Here is a 21,842-nt window from a genome sequence, read left to right as displayed (position 1 = left end):
CATTCCGAACCTGGAAGTTAAGCCCGACAGCGCCGATGGTACTGCGACCGGGAGGTCGTGGGAGAGTAGGACGCCGCCGGACATTCACACTGTTAGGGGCCACCCCACCTGGGGTGGCCCTTAACATTTCTCCACGCATTTCGAGTACTGCACCTCACTGCTCAAGCAGTTGTTTGCGGTGTGCGGTGTAGGACCACCACGGACGGGCCGGCTTGCCGTCGGCCTGGTCCACCGCGGACATGACGGTATCGAGCAGGCACGGATCCAGACGCTGGCCGTCGGCCTCGCACATGTCTTCGTAGATCTCGACGGGATCCCGCCCGGCCAGCTCGCTGATCCGCGTGATGCCGGCGCGTTGGAAGTAGCCGGCTACCGCCTTACCCACGTTCATGAGGTCGGTGAGATCCGACCGTGAGCTTGAGGGGGTCCTAGTGCGCTGAGTAGGGGACATACGCCAATCCTGCCTAGCGATCCCGACAATGTCTTGAACGATTCGGACATTGCCCATCCGGCGGTCCCTCGCAATGCGTAAGGTTCGTGGGTGGCTGTGATGGTGCTGATCGTGGGATTGCCAGGAGCGGGGAAGACTACTTGGGCTCGGCGGCTCGAGGCGGAGCGGGCCGGCGTTCGGCTGACTCCGGACGAGTGGATGGACGCCTTGTTCGGGACGAGCGAGGTCGACGGTCGGCGGTGGGTGCTGGAATCTGAGCTGCTCTGGGGTTTGGCGGCACGGGTGCTCGAGTTGGGCGTGGACGCGATCCTGGACTACGGATGCTGGTCCGAGGAAGAGCGGGATCTGTTCCGGACGCGGGCCCACGACCTCGGTGCTCTGGCGGAGATCGTGGTACTGGATCTGCCGATGGAAGTGTTGTGGCCGCGGATCGACGCGCGTAATGCGGCGGTGTCCGAGGGGACGTTTCGGATCAGTCGCGACGAGTTGGAGCTGTACAGCGCTTCGTTCGACGTACCGGGGCCGGCTGAGTTGGCGCGGTGGGATCGGGCCGTCGTGGTGACGGAGTAGGGCTACGCCTCGGGAGCGATGCCGACGAGCGCGGCGGCCGCGCAGATGTGTACGGGCGTGAGGTCGGCTGGGGCGACGGGGGCCTGGAGGAGCGTGCCGCGTTCGAACGGCGTGAGGTCGATGTCGATGCCATAGGCGCCGGCGACCATGCCGCGGACGTACGTCAGCCACCCCACCATCGGGATGCCCCGGCGGAAGACGCCGGCCGCGGCAGCCAGTTCGGTGTCGGCGATGCTGGCCCATTCGGGTTCCCAGATCGAGACGACAGCGCGGAGGACCTGCGCGAAGCGGTCGGACTGGGTGAGCGCGTCCTCGTCGCTCCAGTGCAGGGTGAGCTGATCCGAGACGGTTGTGAGCGTGCCGCCCATGGAGAGGTCGAACAACCACGGGAGCTCGCCGGTGCTCTGCAGATGCAGCCGGGTCGTGCTGGACCCGTTCGCGAGAACCTTGGTGGTTGCCTCGACCATCTCCTGGAGCGGCGTGGACCCGTCGGCCTCAAGGACGTGGTACCCCCAGCGCTCGTCCTGAGTCCAGACGTGTACGTCGGGAAACGCGACGGCGACTGCGGTCAGGGTGCGGCCGACACGGAGGGCACGGTGCTCGACGGACTCGTCACGGTGGTTCCACTGGGCGCGGAGAAGCCACGATGCCATTCACGCCCTCCGCTCGTCTGCCGGTCGGACCTGCCCAGCAGACGGTACGCCGGTAGTCGGACGGTTGGCCAGGGTTCCGCCTACTCGGCGTGAGCAGTTCCCCGGAGAAGTCACCGACCCAGTTTGCTGCACCGGGTCGTCGGGCCCGACGCGGGGGTGGGGTTTTGGAAAGTACGCGGCCGAAGTCGGCTGGTAGCGGTCGGTCCAGACCGCCGGGACCTAGGTCAGGCGGCGGCGCGTTCGCTGACGGGCCGACGGCGGAGGTTCGAGCGCTGGATGGCCGGGGGTTGGTAGGCCATGTCGAGGGCGCCGATATCGGTGCCGGGCGGAACGATCTCGTCGATCCGGTCGAGGACGTCGTCGGTGAGCGTGACGTCGAGGCCGGCGAGGAGGTCGTCGAGGTGCTCCATCGTGCGCGGGCCGATGATCGCGGACGTGACGCCGGGATGCGCGATCGCGAAGGCCATGGCCAGGTGAGTGAGCGGCAGCTTGGCGTCCTCGGCGAGTGTGATGAGCTCCTCGACGGCGTCCAGGCGGCGCTCGTCGGTCAGGTGCCGGAAGCCGAACTGCGACCGGTGCGTGGTGTTCTCGTGATTCTTGCGGTAACGGCCGGTGAGCAGACCGCCCGCGAGCGGGCTCCAGACCAAGGTGCCCATACCGAACTGCTGGGCTACGGGCAGGACCTCGCGCTCGATGCCCCGGTTGAGGATCGAGTACGGCGGTTGCTCGGTGCGCAGCCGGGTCAGGCCGCGCCGCTCGGCGACCCAGTGGGACTGGACGATGTCCGAGGCCGGCAGCGAGGAGGTGCCGATGGCGCGAACCTTGCCGGCACGCACAAGGTCGGTGAGCGCCGAGAGAGTCTCCTCGATGTCAGTGTCCGGGTCGGGCTGATGAATCTGGAACAGGTCGACGTAGTCGGTGCCCAGCCGGCGCAGCGAGCCGTCCAAGGCACGGATGAGCCAGCTGCGTGAGGCACCAGACCGGTTCGGAACGAAGGGGGTGGCGCCGGTGGGGTCGTAGTTCACGGGGAAGCGTGCCTTGGTGGCGAGTACTACGTCGTCGCGGCGCCCCTTGAGCGCCTTCCCGACGATCTCTTCGGACTCGCCGTGGGAGTACATGTCCGCCGTGTCGACGAAGTTGATCCCGGCATCCAACGCCCGATGGATGATCCGGATCGAGTCGTCGTGGTCGGGGTTGCCGGCGGCACCGAACATCATGGCGCCGAGCGCGAAGGGACTGACCTGGATGCCGGTCCCGCCGAGGCTGCGGTACTGCATAGGGATTCTCCTGAGGTGTGGTCGTGGGATGTGAAGCGCCCGTCGGATGCCGTACGCTGGGCAGAAGCGGAACGCTATTCCGGAACTATACGGAACGGCTTTCCGGAAAAGCAAGGGAAGGGGTCACGTGACCGAGAAGACGGCGCCGCGCCGGATGCGGTCCGACGCGCAACGCAACCTCGGTTCGTTGCTCGAAGCAGCGAAAACCGTCTTCGCCGGCTCAGGCGTGGACGCGCCCGCGAAAGAGATCGCTGATCTGGCCGGGGTCGGAGTCGGGACGCTGTACCGGCACTACCCGCAGCGCTCGGACCTGGTCAAGGCCGTGTTCCAGCGCGAGGTGGATGCGTGTGCCGATGCGGCGCCGGTGCTGGCCGCGGAGCACGAGCCGGCGGTGGCACTCGCGAAGTGGCTCGACCGCTTCACCGAGTTCATCGCCACCAAACGGGGATTGGCGACAGCGCTCCATTCCGGCGATCCGGCGTTCGACGCGCTGCCCGACTACTTCATGCAGCGACTCGGACCTGCCCTCGGCGGACTGCTCGAAGCAGCAGCCGCCGCCGGCGAGATCCGCGCGGACATCAGCCCGAAGGACTTGCTGTACGCCGTCTCCACGCTGTGCATGCCCTTGACCGATGAGGGACCGGCGTACAGCCAGCGCATGGTCGGGCTGCTCGTCGACGGACTCCGCTACGGCGCCGACACAAGCCGATGAAGTCGAGAGCATCACGCCTACAGGAGCTGCTCACTCAGGTCCCAAAGCCGCTGCAGGATCGATGGCAGGCGGTACGACGTCAGACGCGACAATCGGCTCGGCACCAAACGCGAGGTCGGCGAGTCCCCCCTGCGGTACCGGCACCTGGTGCGCGATGGAGCGTCGGCCCGCAGGGAAGCCGACGTCACGGGGTGAGAGTCGCGAGCTCGAGCGTGGGCGTTGGACCTCGGTACGACGTCAGCCAGGTGCGAAGGAGCTCGACCCGCGCGGCATAGTCCTCGTTGCCCTTGACAACGGGCGCCTGGTTGTAGGCCATGGTGTCCGAGCTGCGGCGGAGCTTCACGTACAGGCGGGACGACGCCAATGCATAGCGTTCCATGTCGTCCTGGAGGGCTCCGATGACGGTGATGTTCCGGTCGCGGCCGATCTGCTCGAACAGGGCAACGGCCTCGCGGCGGTGCTGCGAACCGAGGTTGCGGCCGAGCTCGTCGAGGATCAGCAGCAGCGGACGATCCGAACCACCCGCCAGCGCGGCGGCGCAGACGAGCTTGACCGCCTTCTCGTCCATCTGCGCGGTGTTGCCCTTCACGTTGAACGCGGAGTACGGGCCGCCCTCGGAGCGTCGCCACTTCGGCGTGACCGTCCAACGCCACGGCTTGTCCGGCTCGGCGGGCGGGTCAGGCTCGGGGTACTCGAGCTTCGCGCCGTAGCCGCCGTACTGCTGGTCAAGGCGGTCGAACTCCTGTGACACCAACCGGAGGCGCGCTTTGATGCCGTCGGCAAGGGATGCGCGGTGGGCGCGGGCAGTGCTCTCGGCCTCGCCGAGTCCTTCGCGGGCGCGCTCGAGCGCGGCGTTGCGTTCGGCGCGCTGGCTGGCGATCTGTTGTTGCTGCAGGCTGTCGAACGTCTCGTGTTGTGCGAGGTGACTGCTGAGCGTCCGGTGCAGCGCCGGGACCAGGCCGACGCGGGCGCCGAGCGTGCCGTTGGTCCAGCCGTCCGCGCCGTTCAGGATCTCGAAGAGCTCGGTCGGGATCTCCTCCCGCGACCGCGCGTTCGGGAAGCAGCGGCGGATGACGTCGTCGAGCTGCGTGCAGGCCTGATGGTTCCAGTCAGCGGTGGTACGACGTTGCGCGTCGTCGGGCAGTCCGAGGATGAACTCCTCTGCCTCCGCGGGCGTCGTACCCCACGCAGTGGCCCGCCTGGTCAGGTCGAGTGAGGTCTGCTCCTCCAGCAACTTCAGGCGGCGTGCGGCCAGGTCGTCGAGGATCCGCTCGTGGTCGCGGCGGGTCGCTTCGAGGTTCTTCAGCCGTTCGTCGCGGACGAGTTGCTGCCCGGCCGCCGCCTCCGCGGATTCCTTCGCCGCCTGGAGCTGCGGTGCGAGCGAATCACGGTCGTTCTCGTGTCTGTCGATGGAATCGCGCAGCGTAAGGATCTGCTCCTGCACCGACTCCGCGTCGGCCAGCGCCCGGGCGGCCGCCGTACGACGCTCTGCCTGCTCGACCCGGGCACGCGCGTGGTCGAGCGCTGTGGACGCAACACCGCGGACTTCGACTGCGGCCTCGACTCGGCGGCGAGCAGCCTCGATGCGCGCGGTCCGCCCGGTCAGCGGCTCGTCGAACTGGCCGACCGCCACGACGCCGGCGACGTCGTCGATGTTCTCCTTGGTCGCGCGCTCGCCGAGCACAACGAAGAACTCGTCCAGCGTGAACCGCTTGTCGGCTGATTTGGGTCCGCCGCGCAATCCCTTGCGGGCATCGGGCCGATTCGCCAGCACCAGCAGGAATCCGGCGTACCCGGCATCCGCGAGAGCAGCCGCCGCGACCGCCGCGTCACCGGCGTCGATGACGACAGCCTCGCGGTACGGCGCCAGCCGCGGCTCCCATTCGGCGCGCGCGGACGACGACAGTTCGGTGATGTCGGTCAGCGCGCCGCACTCGATGCCTGCGTTCTCCAGCACCTGCTGCTGCGTCGCCGACACGGTCTGACCGCTCTCGGCTTCGCGCAGCTCGGCCGTCGCGTAGTCGACCGCGGACCGTGCCGCGTGGTCCCGTCCGATGTGCTCCTCGAGTACGGCGCGCGCCTCGGACTGCTCGTCGGCCGCAGCGGCGAGGTCACGCCCGTCCGCCGAACGCCCCGCCTCCAGCAGCCGCCGATGCTCCTGGCCGAGCCGCTCGAGCTGCTCGCGCACCGAACGCTGCGCAAGGTCGAGCTCTCGGTCGCGTGCATCTAGCTTGTCCCGCTCCTGCCGCGTGAGTTGGACGTCGCGCAGCAGCACCTCTTCATTGCCAAAGGCATCGATCTCGTGGTCGACCGCCTCACGCCGCGCCTCCTGCTCCGCGACGCGCTCATCGAGTACGGCGAGCTCCTGCACGATCTCGCTGTTGCGCGCGTCGCCGTCGATGAGGTGCCGCGCACACCGTGCCCGCCAGGACTCCTTCGCCGCGGCCAATGCCTCCCGGGCCGCGCCGCGCTGGAGGATGCCGGCCTCGACGGTCGCCATCTCCTGTTCCCACCGTTGCAGGTCGGCCGTCGCCTGCTTGGTCGCCTCGCGCTGGGTGTGTTCAGCCGAGCGATGCGCCTGCTCCTGTTCGAGCTCGTGGTCGAGTCCGGTCAGCGTTGCGATCGCATTGAAGATGCGCGCCGGGCCGAGCTCGTTGAGCGGCTCGGCGAGCAGGTTCGCGGTCGGGCTGGACCGCACCGACGTCGACAGGAATGAGACGCACCGCACCTGGCCGCCGTACAGGACCGTGGACAGCTTGTTCGCGTGGAAGTCAGTGCGGCCGTTCGAGTGCGGCAGGGCGGCCCACAGCGCGTCCGCTCCCGCGGCCCGCTCGGCCTCGGTCGCGCCGTACGGGACGTGCAGGCCGTTCTTCCAGCGCAGATCGATGTACGACGCCTTGCGGTTGATCCGGATCCACACGGTGATCGCGGCCGCTTCGAGCTCGTCGAGATCGGTCAGCTCGGGATCGGAGAAGACGCCGACGATGTACCCGCGGTCGACGTTGGACCAGTTGCCCTCCTGCCCGGCCGCCTCCGCGGTGAACAGGAGTTCGGCTGCGCCGGGCGCGCCGCTGGTCAGCCGCCATTGGTCGTCCGCGTGCAGCAGGCTGAGCGCGGCGATCCAGGACGACTTGCCGGCGCCGTTCGAGTCGGTCGGCCCCTGGCCGGCCACTGTGACGAGGCCCTGCCCGACCATCGGAATCGGGTGCGTCGACAACCGCGACAGATCCACGACCTGTACGCCGAGCAGCACCTTGGAACCGAGGATGTCGAAGGGACCGTCCTCCACCACGCCGCTCATCCACGTCCTCGCTTCGTTCCGGGCGCGGATGAGGCACCCAACGCACTGTGCTCGATGGTGAACTCGCTACGCTCGCTCACGCCACTCCTTCTTCCACACTGCTGTCTTGCTGAGTGCCAGGGTCGGCGATCGCCGTGCCGTTGCGGGCTCGGATGGCTTCGGCGATCGGGCTGGCCGGCGCCGCGGCGAGGATCAGCTGATCTTGCAGTCGGCGCCGCGCGGCCGGTGTGAGCCGTTGGAGTTGTGGACCGGGGATGTAGCTCGGCCCGCCCGAGTGATCGCCGGACAGCTGGATCAGGCCGGCCGCGCGCAGGCGTTGCAACGCGAGCCGCCGCTCCTCGCCGCTGATTCTCGTGGTCCGCAGCTCGTCGACTGTGGTCGGCCGGGCCGACTTCCAGCTGTCGCCGGTCAGTATGCCTTCGCTGCGGGGGATCGCGACGGAATGGATCAGCACGAGCACCAGCACGGCTCGGTCCACCACGGACAAGGGCTGCCAGCCCTGCGTCGTCAGCGTCGCGGCGATGTCGTCGGCGTATCCGGAGGTCCAGTGCGTGCCGTCGACATGGACCAGAGTGCGCCCGATGAGCTTCAGCATCTTCTGGACATGTCGACGAAGCGTCACGTCCCGGAGGCCGGCCAACTGCACCTCGGCCACCGGATGCACGGCGTACTGCACGGCGCTGAAAGCAGCCAGCACCTCGTCGCGGGACCGGTCGCTCAGATCCTGCAGCAGAGGGTCGAACAACACATGCTGCTCAGTCATCCGACACCTCCGTCCGAGGGGCGTCCGGCAGGTCGGTGTCAGCAGCGGCCAGGTCGGTGTCCGTAGCAGCTGGGTCGGTGTCCGTAGCAGCTGGGTGGGCGTCCGTAGCTGCGGAATCGGTGTCCGCCAGGTCGGCGTCCGCAGCGGGCGGCTCGGTGTCCGCCGCGGGATCGGTGGGCGTAGGTGCCGGGTCGCTATCCGTCGCCGGCGATGCAGCGTCGGTCTCTGGGGATGCAGTAGCCGTCGCGGCTGCGTCCGGGAGCGGGTCCTCCGGAGTCGGGTCGACTGGCGGTGAGGTGGCGAGGACGGGAGGCGGTGGGTCGGGTAGGTGACGGCAGAGGTCGCGGAGGGTGGATTGATCGGTCGGGGTCCAGGTGATGACGCGTGGACCGAGGCGGACCTCGCCGGCCTTTTCGTTCCACAGCAGCCAGTGCGTGGCGTGCAGGCGCCGGAGGCTTCCGATGATCAGGGTGAGATCACTCGACTGTTCGGCGCGGCCCCGCATCCCGGCGTACACGGACCTGATCTGGGCAAGCGTCCCGGTCGAGCCCGGCCAGGCCGGTCCGCTGCGGTCGGTCCAGCAGCAGGCGACGCAGATCGCGAGCACCCGCGCTGTCTCGTTCGGCTGCTCCACGGCGACCGGGGGAGTGCCCAACTCATCCAGCACGGCATGACCAGCACCGGAAGGCATTGTCGGCACCAACCACACGCTCGAGCCATCCGGCGAGGCAGCCCGAGTCAGGCCTGCAACCGCGGGAGTATCGGGCGACACCTCGAGCGGTCCAGCGGACTGCACCTTTGCCCACCACAACGCGTTGTACAGCCGCCGCTCGACAGCCTCGGACGGAGTACTCACCGCGTCACCCGCCGGAACACGCCCTCGGTCGCCCACGGCGTCCCAGCTGTCGGATCGATTCGCATCCCGTCCGACCACACCAGCTCGTAGTCGAGCTCGTCGTGGAGATGCGCCGCCGTCAGCTCAGCGAGCACGCGCCGCGCCGTGATCCAGTCGCCGGCATCGTCCACGACCTCGACGACGTCGACTGACGATCTCCCGGCCAGCACGCGCTCGGCCTCGGCGCGGAGCTCCTCCCGATCCGTCGCGGCCGCGGACTCAGGCGCGTCGGCGTCCGCGGTCGGTCGCGGTGGCGCCATGCGCGCTGTCCCGCTCCGCCGTCCTGTCTCGACGGCCTCGACCATCGTCTGCGGCGAGAAGTCCGGCGCGGCCGCATCGAACAGGAGCCCGTCCAGCACACCCGCGAGCACGTCCGGCTCACTGCTTCGCGTGAACGTCAGCCAGGTCTCGATCGGCAGCAGCCCGAGTGCGCGCGTCGTACCCGCTCTCTCTACCAGCCGCCCGGCAGCTAGTTGTACGGCGTCGGCGTACGCCGCCAGCGCCATCCGCAGCGACGTACACGCGCGATGCAGGCTGGGCCAGCGGTCCAGCACGATCCTGTGCACCTTCTCGGCCTGTTCGATCAGGCGCTCATTTCCCCACGCGAGCTGTGCGTTCTCCCGGAGTTGCGCTGTCGTGCTGGTCGAGACCAGGATCGCGAGCTCGTTGCCGAGCAGGCGGAACACCTTGGTCAGCCGCTCGATCGAGGCCCTGCCTTCGTCCTCGGTCGCGCTGGGATCGCTGACGCTGTGGGCCTCGAGGGTGAGCAACTGGTGCAGCTCGCCCTGACCGCCCTGCACCGACATCCGGCGCAGGAACATCAGCATCACGTACGGCGCGAACGCAGCTCGGTGACGCAGTTCGTTCGGACGGTCGACGAGTTTGGTGATCGCGCCGTACTGCCGCAGGACCTCGAAGCGACGGACGATCACATCATGTGGATAGGTCCGGCAGGCGAGGGTCGCCTGCTCGACTGTCAGGCCGTCGCTGCCGGCCTCGGCGAACGCGTCCAGGATTGCTTGGTCGACGTCCAGGAGGTCGGGGTCCACGATCATCGCGCCGGCCTCGCGGGCGAGGACGGCGAACACCTGACGGTAGACGCGCAGTACGGCCGCCTCGGCCTCCGCGTCCAGCAACGTCGCGTCCATCGCGTGCTCCTCCCGTGTGGCGCCGCCCCCGCGAGCGACCGGCAACCAGAGAAAGGACTCTAACCACCCACACCGACAGTCCAAAACCCGGCCGCGTCGGACCTGTGGACAAAGGCAAGAACGGCGGTGGGGTGGGGTGCACCGACAGTCCAAAACCGGGCCGCGTCGGACCTGTGGACAAAGGCAAGAACGGCGGTGGGGTGGGGTGCACCGGCAGTCCAAGACCGGGTTGCCCCGAGCCTGTGGACAAAGGCAAGAACAGCGGTGGGGTGGGGTGGGCCGACAGTCCGGAACCGGGTTGCCGCGAGCCTGTGGACAAAGGCAACGCGGGCGTTGGGTGGGGCGCACCCCGAGCCTGTGGGCGACTGGTGTGTGAAAACCGGGTGACGGGTGTGGAGGCCGCTGCCTACCATCCTGGCGTGGAGAGAATCCAAAGCATCATTGGTTGACGCGGTCCAGGTAGACCGCGTCCATACCACGGCGCCTTAGGGCGTTCGCCACGCCGGTGCGGAACCCATCACAGGGTCCCCGGCGAGCTTTCTCGTTCTCTCCGTACCGGAGTTACGCACATGACTGTGCCGCACGCGCGCCCGATCGGCGCGCAACACCCTAGCGTTCGCGACCTGCTCACCGTCCGCAAGGACGCCTCACCCGGCCGGATCATGGTCGAAGGCGGCTGGGAACACGACCGCCTGCTCGCCACCGACACCACGATCGACACCTTCTACTGGTGCCCTGAGGCCAGTACGACGTACGCCGCACGCCGGATCGCCGAGCGCGCCGGTCAGGTGTACCGGATCTCGGAGAAGTTGCTCGCCCGGCTGTCCCGCAAGACCCGCTCCGATGGCCTGATCTCGATCGCGCGGCTGCCGGTGTGGAAGCCGCAGTCGTTCCGCTTCACCACGTCCTCGCTCGTCCTGGTCGCGGACGGAGTCGAGTACGCCGGCAACCTCGGCACCTTGATCCGCACCGTCGACGCCGCCAAGGCCGACTGCCTCGTCCTCACCAGCAGGCGGGCACGGCTGAGCCACCCGTCCGTGTACTCGGCCAGCCGCGGGACGATCCTGTCGACGCCGGTGCTGGAGTTCGACGACATCGCGAGCGCGGCGGCGTGGCTGCGCAGCCACAACTTCCGGGTCCATCTCGCCGACCCAGCCGCCGGCGGGAGCTACCGCGGCGTCGACTACGACGGGCCGACCGCGTTCGTTGTCGGCTCGGAGGGCAACGGGCTGTCGAAGGAGTGGCACGCGCAGGGTTTCGGCGGCGTGTCCATCCCGATGCTCGGCCAGGCGGATTCGCTGAACGTCGCGCTGTCCGCGGGCATCCTGCTGTTCGAAGCGCGGGCTCGCAAGGACGGCTGGTGATCGGCCAGGCAGAATTGCACCGCCACCCACCACGAGGAGTGTGAGACGTGCCGTTCGAACCAGGCGAGGTCGTCGCCCCGTCAGATCCGCGCATCGTCCTGGAAGGCCAGTGGGGTCAGCAACCCGGGGTGGCGATCACCGTCAACTCCGGCTCGCGGATCTCGTTCTCGTTCGCGGGCGAGAGTGTGCAGTTGCTGTTCGACACGGCCGGGCTGACCGTCGCGCCACACCTGTGGATCACGATCGACGACGATGCGCCGGTGCTCCACCTGATCGAGAACCCGGTGATCGAGCTGACCGCGCCGACGGGCAGGCATCAGGTCGAGGTCGTGGTCAAGGACGTCAACGAGCACGTCAACCGGTGGAACCCGCCGTTCGAGTGCGCGGTGGTGTTCGCGGGTCTGTTGCTAGAGGTGAACTCTAGAGTGCGTCTCAGCGGGCGGCAGGGCGGTCCGCGGATCGAGTTCTACGGCGACTCGATCACGCAGGGAGTGCGGTCGCTGGGTACGCATTCCGAGTCGGAGGGCGCCGACGGTACGACGACGTACGCGTATCTGACCGCCCGCGCGTTCGGCGCGACATCCCACCAGGTCGGGTTCGGTAGCCAGGGGATCATCAAGCCGGGCAACGGCGAGGTGCCGCCGGGGCCGGAGTCGTTCGGGTGGAACTTCGCCGGCTCACCCGCTGAACGGGTCACCGCGCCGGATGTCGTCGTACTCAACCTCGGCGTCAACGACGAGACGCTGGAGCCGGAGCCGTACGCCGCCTACGTGGCCCGGGTGCGATCGGCGTACCCGGAGACCACGATCGTGTCGCTGACCCCGTTCAACGGTAAGCACGCCGACACGATCGCCGCGGCCGTCAAGTCGCTCGACGACCCGAACGTCGTCTGCATCGACTCGACCGGCTGGATCACCGAGGACGACTGCACCGACCTTGTCCACCCCTCGGTGGCCGGCCATGCCAAGCTCGCCGCCCACCTCATCCCCGCTCTCGAAACCCACACAACCCTCCGCCGTCGCGGATGATCACCGCGGACGACCTCGAGTCAGCGGTCGACAGCCTCGTCCAAGCTTTGCGCCCCGCTGTGGATGCGGACTGGAACGTGCCGGCCGGGTCGATCGAGTGGACCTGCCGCGCGACCGCCGAGCATCTCGGGCAGGCACAGCTGCACTGGGCGTCGCAGCTCGCGGTCGGTGCGCGGACGCAGTACGTTCGCTGGTCCGCGCGGGCGCAGGAACTCGCCCCGCCTGCAGGGGTACTCGACTTCGTCGAGGCGGCGGGGAGCATCCTTGCTTTGGTGGTTCGCGCGAGCCCGCCCGACGCGCGTGCGTTTCATCCGTGGGGCATCGGCGATCCTGAGGGCTTCACCGGCATGGCGTGCGTGGAGGCGCTCGTACACGACCATGACCTCACCACCGGCCTCGGCTGCTCGCTCACTCCGCCGCCTGACCTCTGCGAGCGGGTCCTGACCCGGATGTTCCCGCACGAGCCGCGCGCGACTGCTGATCCGTGGCTCAACCTCCGCTGGTTGACCGGTCGCGCGCAGATCCCAGCCACCCCGCCGCCCGCGTCCTGGAAATGGCGGCCAACACCGCTTGCGGAGACCTGGGACCCAGCGCCGACGCCCGCTCCGATGCCGTTCACCCCACTGCGCCCATCCTGACGTTCGGGCACCATGGCGGTATGGCGGAGAAGTTCACGAGCGTGGACGAGTACATCGCGTCGTTCCCGGCCGATGTCCAGGAGATCCTGCAGGAGGTACGCCGTACCATCCACGCCGTTGTCCCCGGCGCGGGCGAGAAGATCAGCTACCAGATCCCGACCATCACCCTCGACGGCAAGTCCCTCCTCTACTTCAGCGGATGGAAAGAACACATCGCCCTCTACCCGATCCCACCCCTCGACGACGCTCTCTCCGCCGCGATCGAGCCCTACCGCTCCGGCAAAGGCACCCTCAAGTTCCCCCTCGAGGAACCCATCCCCTACAACCTCATAACCCGCCTAACCCAAGCCTTCGTCACCGCGCGGACCTAGGTGTTGGTTGTGAGGTTCGCTGGTGGATCTCCGAGGGTCGGCTGACTGGCGGTGCCGGCATCTGCGGAAACAAATGGCCGGCAGATGACCAGAAGTTTCCGGAGAGCGGAGGTCCGGCCGGATCGAGGAGGTGCAGGCGGGGTGGCGCCACAGCCCGGTGCGGCACAGCCCGGTGCGGCACGGCCGCCCTCGGCCTGGGTGAGAGCAGCTGCCGATCACGCCAAGGGTGTGAGGAGGTCCTGGGGGTCGGGGGAGGGTGGGCGGGTGAGGGTCCAGTCGTTGAAGTGTTGGTCGAAGCGGTACCAGAGCGCGTCAGGGCCTAGGCGGAGTTGGGTTTTGCCGGCGGTGACGCGGTTGGCTTCGATGGTGGCGCCGGGGAGGGCTTGGGCTGCTTCGGCCAGGGCGGCTTCGTCGATGGTGGTTGGGGTGTCGACGGTGGCGGAGAGGCCGCCGGGGCCGCCTTCGCGCCAGGCGACGGCCCAGCTGGTGAGTTGACGCGCTGGTACGCCGGCTCGGTGGGCCAGGTCAGCGAGCTCCGGGGTGCCGAGGAGGTGGGAGGCGCGGCGGGCCAGGTCCTGGTCGGCGGTGAGGCCTAGCTCCGCGTCGCCGTCGCCGGATGCGAACTCCCAGGCTCGGCGTGCCGCGTCTGTGGCCAGGGCGATCAGATCGCGTACGTCGACGCCCGATGAACGCGGTGGATCCAAGGCCCGCACCGCCGCAGGCGATCCCGGCGACCCCATCGGTCGCGGCGGAACCGGCACAGGCACTCCACCGTAGGCACCGGCGCCGGACGTGGTCTGGCCAGCCGTGGCGGAGGTGGCGTGATCTGCGGCGGCGCGGCCAGGGGAGTCGGAGGTAACGGGATCACGGGCGGCGCGGCCGGTGGTGACAGGATCGGGGGTGGCGCGGCCGGAGGCGTCAGTGGTGACAGGGTCAGGGGTGGCGCGGCCGGAGGCGCCTGAGGGGACGCGGGCCGCGAAGACTTTGGCGAAGGCGGCTATGGCTGGGATGCCAGGGGGTGGGGGAGTGCGGGGCGGGGTGGTGGGGGACGGGCCTGTGCGGCGGGAGCGGAGGGTGTTGAGGAGTTCGTCCTTGCGGCGCCCGCGGAGGAGCAGCAAGGCGAACGGATCGTCATCCAGCGCGTCCGTGACCAGGTAGCAGACGGCGGCGGAGTGTTTGCACGGTACGGCGAAGTCCGGGCAACTGCAGTTGGTCAGCACCTCACCCGCACCCGGCAACAGGTCCAACCCAGCGGCACGCACATCGTCGACGACCTCGGGCGGCAACTCGCCGTCCAGCAGCGCCGCCACGCGGCCGATCTGCGACGACACCACCTCGAGTACGGCGTCCCACTCGGCCGAGGAGAACGCGCGGATCCGCACCGTCACCTGGTACGGCGTGACCCGGCTGCCCTGCACGACCGCATCGACCGAACCCGGCGACACCGTCAGCTCGAGCACACTCCCGCGCCGTGCGTAGGACCGCCCACGCGAGAGCCGGCCCGGATCCAACCGAGCGCGATGCTCCAACGCCTCCAACCACGCCCGTCCCCACCACGTCGCGCCGAACGGACGCCGGCTCCCCGGACCCTTGGCCGCAGGCAACCCTGCGTCCTCACCTGAACGCCGCCACCCCTGCCAAGGCACACGCTCGTTCATGAGCCAACTCCAGGCCCGGCGGCCGAAGGGCCGGCCCCAGGAGCTGATTTCCCAACAGCAGAAGGGTTGTAGGCACTGGCCGACCCCGACTTCACCGGCCCGGTCGACAGCTCGACCAGCTCGCTCAGCTCCGCATCCGACAGCTCACTCAACCACGCTTCGCCCGAACCGACCACCGCATCCGCGAGATCGCGTTTGGCCGCGATCACCGTCGAGATCCGATCCTCCAACGTGTTCTCGGTGACGAGCCGATGCACCTGAACCGGCCGATCCTGACCGATGCGATAGGCCCGGTCCGTCGCCTGATCCTCGACCGCCGGATTCCACCAGCGGTCGTAGTGGACGACATGCGTCGCCTGGGTCAGTGTCAGCCCGACCCCACCGGCCTTCAGTGACAGCAGGAACACCTGAGCCTCGCCGGCCTGGAACTGCTCGACCATCTGCTCCCGCTTCCGCACGCCGATCCCACCGTGCAGGAACAGCGTCCGGACCCGTCGCGCTGCCAGATGGGCCTCGATCAGCCGGCACATCTCGACGTACTGGCTGAAGATCAGCACGGACTCGCCTTCGGCCAGGATCACGTCGAGCAACTCGTCCAAAGCCGCGAGCTTGCCTGAACGGCGCTCCAGCGGTCCCGGCTCGTGCAGGAACTGGGCCGGGTGGTTGCAGACCTGCTTCAACTGCGTCAGCAGGCTGAGCACCAGACCGCGCCGCGCGATCCCTTCCGCCGACTCGATCTTGGCGAGCGTCTCCTTCGCGACAGCCTGGTACAGCGTGGCCTGCTCCGTCGTGAGCGGTACGACGACGTCGTGCTCGGTCTTCTGCGGCAACTCCGGCGCGATCCCGGGATCGCTCTTGCGCCGCCGCAGCAGGAACGGCCGCGTCACCCGAGCGAGCCGCGCGGTCGCCTCCTCGTCGTGATACCGCTCCACCGGTACGGCGACGTCGTGGCGGAACCGGTCGAGCGTGCCGAGCAACCCCGGCGCGGCCCAGTCCAGGATCGACCACAGCTCCGACAACCGGTTCTCCACCGGCGTCCCGGTCAACGCGATCCTGGTTGCCGACGGCAACGTCCTGAGTGATCGCGCGGTCCGCGACAGCGGGTTCTTCGCATGCTGCGCCTCGTCCGCGACCGCCAGTCCCCAGAACACCTCACCGAGCACGCGGTGGTCCTGCCGAACCACGCCGTACGTCGTGAGCACCACCTCGTCCGGCGCGAGGTCGCTGAGGCTCCGCCCGGTGCCGTGGTACCGCCGGGTCGTGACGTCGGGCGCGAACCGGGCGAACTCCCGCTCCCAGGTCCCGAGCAGCGTCGACGGACAGACCACCAACGTCGGTCCGCGACCACGACCGAGGAGCTGGAGGTGCAATGCGATCACCTGGATCGTCTTGCCCAACCCCATGTCGTCGGCGAGACAGCCACCCAGACCGAGATCGGCGAGGTGCGCCATCCATGCGACACCGCGCCGCTGGTAGTCGCGCAACGTCGCCCGCAACCCAGCCGGCTCCTCGAACGGCGCAGGCTCCTCGGCTGCCCGCAGCCGCGCGATCATCGAGGCCAGCGACCCGTTCGCGTCGAACGCGACGAGCTCACCGTCCACCTCGATCGTCCCGGTCAGCGCAGCGCCGAGCGCCTCGGCTCCGGTGAGTTTGCGAGTCCCACCACGCCGCAGCTTCTGGACCAGGTCGTGATCGACCCGGACCCATCGCCCACGCATCCGGATCATCGGCCGCTTGGCTTCCGCGAGCGCGGCCACCTCCTCCTCGGTCAACTCCTGTCCGTCGAGCGTCGGTCGCCAACGGAACGCGACCAGATCGGTCAGGCTGAAGTCAGGTCCGGTCACCGCTCCGGGCGTCGGCGTCGCGACAGTCCCGCGCACAGCCAACTCGCCTGCGAACAACTCGGTCGGCCAGAGCACTTCGATCCCAGCGCCCTCCAACGCTGTGCTGCCCTCGGTCAACTCCTCCAACGCCTCGTCATCGACCCCGACCTCCGCCGGAGCCGCGTCCCGCAACGCTGCACCCAAGGGCGGCCAGACCCGAGCCCCGCGCCGGAGCGCCAACAGCAGATCGGTCTCCGCACGCTCCCCAAGAGCAGCCAGCACCGCCGCCGGCGCACTCCACACATCCGAGACATCCATCAGCAGGCTCGGATCCACACCACTGCGCAGTTGCAGCACAGCGCGGAACTCATCGGCCGACTCCGAGGGCGGCTCGATCCGCAGCACCAGGCGCGCCCCGGCCTCCTCGCTCAGCGCGGTCTCTTCCAACCAGGCAGTCGCTCCGGTCACCTCCACCGGATCAACCCCAGCAAACGCCGCCGCGCCAGGACGTACGGCGACAGGCGCGGCCGCTGTCCGCACCAGAGTGTCGGCCAGAGCGTCCCAGAACGACCGCACCAGCGGCTCCGGGTCGACCAACCGCACCGGCCGCGTCCCTTCGATCGGCAACGCGTGCCCGTACGGCGGCATCGCCGCAGTAAGGTTCCGCAACCATCCCCGGTCCAACGGATCCAGCGGCGCCACCCGCCAAGCGCCGTACCCACTCGGACTTCGATCCGGGACGAGTCGACCGCGTGCGATCAACCCCATCCCCGCGAACGCCGCGGCCCGCCACGCCTGCCAGCTGACCGAGCCCTCGAGCGGTCGGCCGATCCACTCGAGCACCTCGCCGATGCTCAGCAGACGGGCCGGCACGGTGGTACGCCGCACCTGGGATCCCTTCGGCAGCACGAGATCCACGGTCCCGTCGGCCGTCTCGCCCGTCGCCGAGAGATCGCCATACAACGCCAGCCGGCCCGCGCGCGGCGGGTCGGCAGGGACGAAGACGGCGTCGAACATGCCCTGCACAGTACGCCGGACCACCGACAACTTCCCGCCTGTCGCCGACGACCTGTGGACAACCGCCGGAGTTGACCTGAACCGGGGTTGAGGTTGCAGGCTCGGAGGTCATCAGACCGAAGGAGAGAGCATGCGTGCAGCAGTGGTGACCGAGTTCGGCGGGCCCGAGGTGATCAGGACCCAGGAGTGGCCTGATCCGGTGCCGGCAGCCGGTCAGGTACTGGTCGAGGTCGAGGTGGCCGACGTCATCTTCGTCGAGACCGCCATCCGCCGTGGCCAGCACAGCCAGTTCTTCGACGTGACACCGCCGTACGTGCCGGGTGGTTCGCTCGGTGGCCGGGTGCGCGCGGTCGGACCGGGTGTGGCGGACGACTGGATCGGTCAGACGGTGGTCGGCCGGGCCGTCGGCTTCGGCGCCCACGCCGAGTTTGCGATCGCAGCCGCGGACGGTTTGGTCAAGGCACCCGCCGGGCTCAACCTGGAGACCGCGGTCGGCGTCTTCGGCGACGGCTTCACCGCCCTGATGTTGGAGGAGCTCGCGCCGTCGATGCAGGGCAAGGAGGTGCTGGTCACCGCGTCCGCAGGTGGCATGGGTCTGCTGCTGACCCAGCTAGCGCACAATGCCGGCGCACATGTCATCGCAGCTGCCCGCGGTCAGGCGAAGCTCGACCTCAGCAAGGCGCAGGGCGCCGACGTTGTGGTCGACTACTCCAGGCCCGGCTGGGACAAGTTGGTCCTCGATGCAACCAACGGCGCGGACATCGTCTTCGAAGGCGCCGGCGGCGAGCTCGGCGCGACCGCGTTCACGATCGTCAAGGACGGCGGCTGGTTCTCCGCGCATGGCGCTCCGAGCGGCGGCTTCGCGGCGTACGACGCGGCTGAGGCGGAGCGCCGGGGCATCACGGTGAAGGGGATCGTCGATCTGCGCGCCGACTCGACCACTACGACGGTCACCGGTGCGGACGTGCTCGCGCGAGCCGTCGCAGGAGACCTGGTGCCCGTCATCGACCAGACCTACGACCTCGATCATGTGGCCGACGCTCACACTGCCCTGGAGCAGCGCACGCTCCTGGGCAAGGCCTTGATCCGAGTGACTCAGTCGCCGACCGGCTGATCGCTGTGGTCGGTCACCGCAGGCGGGTTCGGGCGGGCCGCGACGATCCGGTTGCGTCCGCCCCGCTTCGCGGTGAGCAGTGCGTTGTCCGCCGCGAGTACCAACTGGTCCATCGTGGCGGCGACCTCCGGATACACCGCTGCGCCGAACGACGCCGGCACTCCGGAGATCACTGCGGTGGTATCCGTGCTGGTGTCCACGGACACGCTCAACGTGCTGAGCCGGTCCCGGATCCGCTCGGCCACCTCGAGCACCTCAGTCTCGGTGGCTCCCGGCAGCAGCACAGCCAGCTCGTCTCCGCCGACCCGTGCGACCAAGTCGCCCACCCGGACCTCCGCGCGCACGCTCTCACCGACCGCACGCAGCGCCTGGTCCCCGGCCGGGTGGCCGTAGGTGTCGTTGATCTCCTTGAACCGGTCCAGGTCCAGCATCAGCAGACCGACCGTGCTGCGCATGGTCTCCGCCCGCGCCAGCTCCGTCGGCACTGCATTGGCCCAGTACGCCGGAGTCGCCAGACCAGTCTTCACGTCCGTCCCAGCAGCGCGCTGGAACTGCGGCAGCAGCAGATCGCGGTGCAGCGCGAGCACCGTCACCATCAGGATCGGCACCACCCATGGGTACGACGCCTGCAGTCCGGCCACTGCCACACCGAGGCCAAGACCGGCCACCACGACGAGCTGATCCGCGAGGTCTCCCAGTGCGCCACGGGCGGTGGCGTCGGGGGAGGACAGCAGGATCGCACCGATCACCAGCGCGAAGTTCACCAGCCACCACGTGCTCGCAGCGGCCACCACGACCAGCAGGGTCCACGGCCCGGTCGGCACCCGCGGCTCGTTCAGCAGACCGCCGGCGCGGAGCACTGCGGCCGCGGCTCCACTGGCGAGGACGAACGTGCTGGCCGAGAACACCTTGCGGTGCGCGATCGTCCGTCCGTAGACGCGGATCCACGAGTACCCGTACGACACCACGACGAGGGCGACGACCAGGCTCAGCGGAAGCAGCAGCAGGCCGGCGAACACCCACAGGCTCTTCAGGTTGGTGTACGGCGAAGTGTTCGCCGCCATCTCGCGTCGGCGCTCGATTCCGCGGGCAGACTCCAGGTGAAGCACCGAGGCGGCCGCCAGTACGGCGAAGGCGACCCACTCGGTCGGCCTGACGCCGGTCCGGGCGCCGGAGACCGTCGAGGCCACAGCCAAGGCGGTGATGACGACTGCGACGGCCTCGACGCCGAGCACGTAGCTCAGTGCCGGGCGCGGCAACGACCAGAGCTTCCATCGGCGGGGTGGCACCCACCTGCTCCGACCGATCAGAATCATGGTGGCCTCACACGGATAGACCTGAACGGTTATTCCTGAATAGTAACTGCCTGTTCACGCGAGGTCATCCCCGACCCGCAGTTATTCCATCTGACGGATGGCGAAGGAAGGACAGCACCATGTCGAAGATCAGCACCGGGAACGAGTGGCTGCACGGCGGCAACGAGTGGTTCACCGGGGGCGGCAACGAGTGGTTCCACGGGGGGAACGAGTGGCTGCACGGCGGGAACGAGTGGTTCACGCAGGGTGGCAACGAGTGGCTGCACCGGCCGGGCGGATCCGGCAACGAATGGTTCACCACCGGCAACGAGTGGTGATTCCGGCGACCCGACCGAAATTTCTTAACCGATATTTTACGATGCTGAACCGGAGATATTTCCCCTGATTCTCCGGCGGCTCATCCGGCACCCATTTCCACGACGCCGGACCGGGAACGGCGGGCGCGTGCCCAGGCGGCGCCCGCCACCGCGGCTGCGACGGCTCCCGCGGTGCCCATGACGCCCAGCGCGACCGACGGTGAGGACTGGTCCGCGACCAGCCCCGCGAGCAGGATTCCGAGGCCCTGACTGCTCTTCAGGGCGGTGCTCGCGACGCCGAAGGCCTGACCACGCTGGGCGTCCGGCACCGCCTGGACGAACGCCGCGCTGGTCGGCAGGTGATAGGCCGACGCCATCCCCGACACCGCCCACAACACGACGGTGGGTAGCAGGCCGGGCGCCATGAAGCACGCGATCAGCGGCACACAGGCCAGCACGGCCAGCGGTCCGAGAAGCCGCATACGTTTCTCCGGCTCCCACAGAGTGATGAGCCACATGCCTGCCACGGCGCCGGCCGGGCTGGCAGCCAGCAGCAGACCGGCTGCCTTCGGCCCACCGCCGATCTCGTTCGCATAGGGGACAGCCAGGCCCTCCACCGTCACGTAGAAGCCCGCGATGGTCGCCAGGATGACCAGTGCGCGGAGCTTCGGCGTGCGTGTGACGAGTGAGACGCCGGCAGCCAGGTCTTTGAAGTAGCTGCTGTGTGACTCGTCCGCCGCACGCGGCGGCGCCGGACGACGTCGTACGCCGACAGCAATGAGTACTGCGGACAGTAAGAAGGTGGCGGAGTCCAGCAGCAGCCCACCGGACGTTCCGACGGCTACGACGATCACACCGCCGGTGCCGAAGCCGAGCACCTGGCTGAATTGGACGACCATGTCGTTGGCGGCCTTGCCGAGCACGTAGTGATCGCCCGGCAGTACGGCGGGGAGCGTGGCGGCTCGTGCCGCGTTGAACGGCGACCCGAACGCTTGCAGTCCGAGCAGGAGCAGGATCACCACCAGCAACGGCAACGCCTTCACTGCCATCGCCGCAACCAGGACCGCTCGGGCCAGGTCGGTGACGATCATCACAGTACGACGGGGGTACCGATCGGCGAATCCAGCGAGCAACGGACCGAATAGCAGGTCGGGTATGTAGGTCAGGGCGTAGGTGAGTGCGGTCAGCCCGGCGGACTCGGTGCGGTCGAAAACCAGCACCGACAAGGCAACACGGGCCAGCTGGTCGCCTGCGACGGACAGTACGCCGGCCAGGAACAAGGCCCTGAACTCCGCATGTCCGAACACATCGCGCCAGCGCGCACGTTCGATCACCCCGCCCGCCATACCTACGACCCTAACCACAATCCGTTGCGTAACACCTCCCGCCTGTAACTGAAAGGGTTTCCCTGCACCCTGTGCAGCCTGGGTCAATGGTTTGATCACGG

Annotated in this window: 19 protein-coding genes and 1 rRNA gene; 9 read left to right on the top strand and 11 right to left on the bottom strand. The window is 68.7% G+C overall.

The genetic code is table 11. The annotated features are described in order from the left end of the window. Positions 1–82 (top strand): 5S ribosomal RNA (gene rrf, locus AB0I34_RS32825); the annotation flags it as partial. Between the two features lie 72 nt (positions 83–154). Here rrf and AB0I34_RS32820 read toward each other — a convergent pair. Beyond that, positions 155–451: a helix-hairpin-helix domain-containing protein gene (locus tag AB0I34_RS32820; protein ID WP_360452621.1), complete on the bottom strand. Its 297-nt coding sequence runs from the start codon at positions 449–451 to the stop codon at positions 155–157. Positions 452–550: 99 nt separating this feature from the next. On the opposite strand from AB0I34_RS32820, the gene AB0I34_RS32815 reads away from it, so the two are divergent. After that, the gene (locus AB0I34_RS32815; protein ID WP_360452624.1) at positions 551–1,021 is read left to right on the top strand and encodes an AAA family ATPase; all 471 of its coding nucleotides are present in this window, start codon (positions 551–553) and stop codon (positions 1,019–1,021) included. A 2-nt stretch (positions 1,022–1,023) separates the two neighbouring features. Here the strand turns inward: AB0I34_RS32815 and AB0I34_RS32810 are convergent, their stop codons facing one another. Beyond that, entirely contained in the window at positions 1,024–1,674 is a 651-nt protein-coding gene (locus tag AB0I34_RS32810) for a hypothetical protein (RefSeq protein ID WP_360452619.1), read from the bottom strand. A 224-nt stretch (positions 1,675–1,898) separates the two neighbouring features. Next, positions 1,899–2,951, bottom strand: coding sequence for an aldo/keto reductase (locus AB0I34_RS32805; RefSeq protein WP_360452617.1), 1,053 nt, complete (start codon positions 2,949–2,951; stop codon positions 1,899–1,901). Positions 2,952–3,078: 127 nt separating this feature from the next. Between AB0I34_RS32805 and AB0I34_RS32800 the strand changes: the two genes are divergently transcribed. Further along, on the top strand, positions 3,079–3,663 hold the full coding sequence (locus AB0I34_RS32800) for a helix-turn-helix domain-containing protein (protein ID WP_360452615.1): 585 nt from the start codon (positions 3,079–3,081) through the stop codon (positions 3,661–3,663). 184 nt (positions 3,664–3,847) lie between these two features. Here the strand turns inward: AB0I34_RS32800 and AB0I34_RS32795 are convergent, their stop codons facing one another. The 4 genes from AB0I34_RS32795 to AB0I34_RS32780 all read right to left on the bottom strand — a co-directional run bounded on the left by AB0I34_RS32795 (position 3,848) and on the right by AB0I34_RS32780 (position 9,770). Then, positions 3,848–6,964 carry a chromosome segregation ATPase gene (locus AB0I34_RS32795; protein ID WP_360452613.1) on the bottom strand — a complete coding sequence of 1,039 codons (3,117 nt, stop codon included), beginning with the start codon at positions 6,962–6,964 and terminating at the stop codon, positions 3,848–3,850. Positions 6,965–7,040: 76 nt separating this feature from the next. Next, positions 7,041–7,727 (bottom strand): hypothetical protein, encoded by a 687-nt coding sequence (locus AB0I34_RS32790; protein ID WP_360452611.1) that lies wholly within the window; start codon positions 7,725–7,727, stop codon positions 7,041–7,043. Continuing rightward, positions 7,720–8,583: a hypothetical protein gene (locus AB0I34_RS32785; RefSeq protein WP_360452609.1), complete on the bottom strand. Its 864-nt coding sequence runs from the start codon at positions 8,581–8,583 to the stop codon at positions 7,720–7,722. Before AB0I34_RS32785 ends, AB0I34_RS32790 begins: the two co-directional genes overlap by 8 nt. Continuing rightward, a complete protein-coding gene (locus tag AB0I34_RS32780) occupies positions 8,580–9,770 on the bottom strand; it encodes a hypothetical protein (RefSeq protein ID WP_360452607.1) in 1,191 nt (396 codons plus the stop codon). The genes AB0I34_RS32785 and AB0I34_RS32780 overlap by 4 nt, the downstream gene beginning before the upstream one ends. 569 nt (positions 9,771–10,339) lie before the next feature. Between AB0I34_RS32780 and AB0I34_RS32775 the strand changes: the two genes are divergently transcribed. The 4 genes from AB0I34_RS32775 to AB0I34_RS32760 are packed head-to-tail and all read left to right on the top strand — an operon-like array spanning position 10,340 to position 13,171. Continuing rightward, positions 10,340–11,134, top strand: coding sequence for a TrmH family RNA methyltransferase (locus AB0I34_RS32775; protein ID WP_360452605.1), 795 nt, complete (start codon positions 10,340–10,342; stop codon positions 11,132–11,134). Positions 11,135–11,181: 47 nt separating this feature from the next. Further along, positions 11,182–12,162 carry an SGNH/GDSL hydrolase family protein gene (locus AB0I34_RS32770; RefSeq protein ID WP_360452603.1) on the top strand — a complete coding sequence of 327 codons (981 nt, stop codon included), beginning with the start codon at positions 11,182–11,184 and terminating at the stop codon, positions 12,160–12,162. After that, the gene (locus AB0I34_RS32765; RefSeq protein WP_360452601.1) at positions 12,159–12,800 is read left to right on the top strand and encodes a maleylpyruvate isomerase N-terminal domain-containing protein; all 642 of its coding nucleotides are present in this window, start codon (positions 12,159–12,161) and stop codon (positions 12,798–12,800) included. The genes AB0I34_RS32770 and AB0I34_RS32765 overlap by 4 nt, the downstream gene beginning before the upstream one ends. A gap of 20 nt (positions 12,801–12,820) precedes the next feature. After that, positions 12,821–13,171: a DUF1801 domain-containing protein gene (locus tag AB0I34_RS32760; RefSeq protein ID WP_360452599.1), complete on the top strand. Its 351-nt coding sequence runs from the start codon at positions 12,821–12,823 to the stop codon at positions 13,169–13,171. A gap of 215 nt (positions 13,172–13,386) precedes the next feature. Here AB0I34_RS32760 and AB0I34_RS32755 read toward each other — a convergent pair whose 3' ends face one another. Then, positions 13,387–14,829, bottom strand: a complete 1,443-nt coding sequence (locus tag AB0I34_RS32755) for an SWIM zinc finger family protein (RefSeq protein ID WP_360452597.1) — start codon at positions 14,827–14,829, stop codon at positions 13,387–13,389. Continuing rightward, positions 14,826–17,669, bottom strand: a complete 2,844-nt coding sequence (locus AB0I34_RS32750) for a DEAD/DEAH box helicase (protein WP_360452595.1) — start codon at positions 17,667–17,669, stop codon at positions 14,826–14,828. The genes AB0I34_RS32755 and AB0I34_RS32750 overlap by 4 nt, the downstream gene beginning before the upstream one ends. Before the next feature lie 130 nt (positions 17,670–17,799). On the opposite strand from AB0I34_RS32750, the gene AB0I34_RS32745 reads away from it, so the two are divergent. Continuing rightward, positions 17,800–18,783, top strand: a complete 984-nt coding sequence (locus AB0I34_RS32745) for a zinc-binding dehydrogenase (protein WP_360452594.1) — start codon at positions 17,800–17,802, stop codon at positions 18,781–18,783. Here AB0I34_RS32745 and AB0I34_RS32740 read toward each other — a convergent pair. Then, a complete protein-coding gene (locus AB0I34_RS32740; RefSeq protein WP_360452592.1) occupies positions 18,765–20,072 on the bottom strand; it encodes a GGDEF domain-containing protein in 1,308 nt (435 codons plus the stop codon). The genes AB0I34_RS32745 and AB0I34_RS32740 overlap by 19 nt on opposite strands. Positions 20,073–20,218: 146 nt before the next feature. Here AB0I34_RS32740 and AB0I34_RS32735 point away from each other — a divergent pair, with 146 nt between their 5' ends. Next, on the top strand, positions 20,219–20,416 hold the full coding sequence (locus AB0I34_RS32735) for a DEAD/DEAH box helicase (RefSeq protein WP_131518001.1): 198 nt from the start codon (positions 20,219–20,221) through the stop codon (positions 20,414–20,416). Between the two features lie 80 nt (positions 20,417–20,496). Here the strand turns inward: AB0I34_RS32735 and AB0I34_RS32730 are convergent, their stop codons facing one another. Next, positions 20,497–21,741, bottom strand: coding sequence for an MFS transporter (locus AB0I34_RS32730; protein ID WP_360452590.1), 1,245 nt, complete (start codon positions 21,739–21,741; stop codon positions 20,497–20,499). Between the last annotated feature and the right edge of the window lie 101 nt (positions 21,742–21,842).

This window comes from Kribbella sp. NPDC050281 (assembly GCF_040655855.1).
Classification (GTDB): domain Bacteria; phylum Actinomycetota; class Actinomycetes; order Propionibacteriales; family Kribbellaceae; genus Kribbella.
The sequence above is the reverse complement of the archived record's forward strand: the minus strand, read 5'-3'. Positions and strand labels throughout refer to the sequence as shown.

Excerpts from the sequence above, each read along its gene's own strand:
- AB0I34_RS32820 (WP_360452621.1), bottom strand. The coding sequence starts at position 451 with ATGTCCCCTACTCAGCGCACTAGGACCCCCTCAAGCTCACGGTCGGAT.
- AB0I34_RS32815 (WP_360452624.1), top strand. The coding sequence starts at position 551 with ATGGTGCTGATCGTGGGATTGCCAGGAGCGGGGAAGACTACTTGGGCT.
- AB0I34_RS32810 (WP_360452619.1), bottom strand. The coding sequence starts at position 1,674 with ATGGCATCGTGGCTTCTCCGCGCCCAGTGGAACCACCGTGACGAGTCC.
- AB0I34_RS32805 (WP_360452617.1), bottom strand. The coding sequence starts at position 2,951 with ATGCAGTACCGCAGCCTCGGCGGGACCGGCATCCAGGTCAGTCCCTTC.
- AB0I34_RS32795 (WP_360452613.1), bottom strand. The coding sequence starts at position 6,964 with ATGAGCGGCGTGGTGGAGGACGGTCCCTTCGACATCCTCGGTTCCAAG.
- AB0I34_RS32790 (WP_360452611.1), bottom strand. The coding sequence starts at position 7,727 with ATGACTGAGCAGCATGTGTTGTTCGACCCTCTGCTGCAGGATCTGAGC.
- AB0I34_RS32780 (WP_360452607.1), bottom strand. The coding sequence starts at position 9,770 with ATGGACGCGACGTTGCTGGACGCGGAGGCCGAGGCGGCCGTACTGCGC.
- AB0I34_RS32775 (WP_360452605.1), top strand. The coding sequence starts at position 10,340 with ATGACTGTGCCGCACGCGCGCCCGATCGGCGCGCAACACCCTAGCGTT.
- AB0I34_RS32765 (WP_360452601.1), top strand. The coding sequence starts at position 12,159 with ATGATCACCGCGGACGACCTCGAGTCAGCGGTCGACAGCCTCGTCCAA.
- AB0I34_RS32760 (WP_360452599.1), top strand. The coding sequence starts at position 12,821 with ATGGCGGAGAAGTTCACGAGCGTGGACGAGTACATCGCGTCGTTCCCG.
- AB0I34_RS32755 (WP_360452597.1), bottom strand. The coding sequence starts at position 14,829 with ATGAACGAGCGTGTGCCTTGGCAGGGGTGGCGGCGTTCAGGTGAGGAC.
- AB0I34_RS32750 (WP_360452595.1), bottom strand. The coding sequence starts at position 17,669 with ATGTTCGACGCCGTCTTCGTCCCTGCCGACCCGCCGCGCGCGGGCCGG.
- AB0I34_RS32745 (WP_360452594.1), top strand. The coding sequence starts at position 17,800 with ATGCGTGCAGCAGTGGTGACCGAGTTCGGCGGGCCCGAGGTGATCAGG.
- AB0I34_RS32735 (WP_131518001.1), top strand. The coding sequence starts at position 20,219 with ATGTCGAAGATCAGCACCGGGAACGAGTGGCTGCACGGCGGCAACGAG.
- AB0I34_RS32730 (WP_360452590.1), bottom strand. The coding sequence starts at position 21,741 with ATGGCGGGCGGGGTGATCGAACGTGCGCGCTGGCGCGATGTGTTCGGA.